This is a genomic window from Actinomadura sp. 6N118 (assembly GCF_044326415.1).
Classification (GTDB): Bacteria; Actinomycetota; Actinomycetes; order Streptosporangiales; family Streptosporangiaceae; genus Spirillospora.
In genome coordinates this window covers 1-859 of the sequence record NZ_JBIRAZ010000078.1, presented here as the reverse complement: position 1 = coordinate 859, position 859 = coordinate 1, and the positions used below count along the sequence as shown (strand labels likewise).

2 protein-coding genes are annotated in these 859 nt (G+C 68.3%); both read left to right on the top strand.

The features are described 5' to 3' along the window. Window positions 1–191: 191 nt before the first annotated feature. Window positions 192–353, top strand: a complete 162-nt coding sequence (locus ACH34W_RS55450) for a hypothetical protein (RefSeq protein ID WP_395969359.1) — start codon at window positions 192–194, stop codon at window positions 351–353. 68 nt (window positions 354–421) lie between these two features. Next, window positions 422–781: a hypothetical protein gene (locus tag ACH34W_RS55445; protein WP_395969358.1), complete on the top strand. Its 360-nt coding sequence runs from the start codon at window positions 422–424 to the stop codon at window positions 779–781. Window positions 782–859 lie beyond the last annotated feature (78 nt).

Genomic DNA, 859 nt, shown 5'->3' with positions numbered 1-859 from the left:
AGGGACCAACGCCGCTCCGCTCGTGGAGGCCATCACTCACCAGGCGCCGCAAGCACCGGCCCATGATCCCCAGCCGGCCACGCCCAACCAATGGCGCGGTCGGCCGGTTCCCCATCCCCCGACGGCCCAAGGGAGGTCCTGTGTTCATCAAGTCCAGGCAGTGTGACGGACAACAGGAGACGTGTGGCTGTGTGAACGTCGCCATCGTGCGTGACGCGGTCGTGGTCACCGATGAAGCGGGCAACGTGTCCAAGTTCGATCACTTCGAGTGGCGCGACTTCATCGCCGGAGCCAAGGCGGGCGAGTTCGACCTGCCGCAAGACTCCCCGGCCCTGGCCCCCGCCCCGGTCTAGCCACACCCAATCCATGAGCAGGTCCCGCCCGGCGAGGCGGGGCCTGCCTCTTCGAAGGATGCCGTTCGATGGCCTTTCACTGCTACTCCTGGCACGGGGACACCGCCACAGCCCAAGGTCCCAAGCGCGACTCGCTGTGCGGGGACCTCAGCATGGCCACGCCACCGGTGATGACGCGCGACTGGCTGCGCAAGCCACAAAGCATGCTGCAGCGCAAGACCGGCACGCCCGAAGAGGCCGTGAACTGGCTGGAGGAGGTCTTTGACCAGCACGCACCGAAGATGGCGCACTCGCAGGCCACCGGCATCAGCCGACAGGACCGGTTCGGCTCCGCGCTGGCCGACCTCCAGGGCGGCAACGACCTGTCGTGGGGCTTCCCCTTGGCGGGAAGCAAATACCTTGCCCTGGCCGTCATCATCGTCCACTGAAGGCCCGGCTCAGCCCCCGTCGCACGAGCGGCGGGGGTTGGGCCACTGAAGGGGCGGGGGTCTGGGGGCGGAGCCCCC

Coding starts and splice junctions, on each gene's coding strand:
- ACH34W_RS55445 (WP_395969358.1), top strand. CDS start 422: ATGGCCTTTCACTGCTACTCCTGGCACGGGGACACCGCCACAGCCCAA.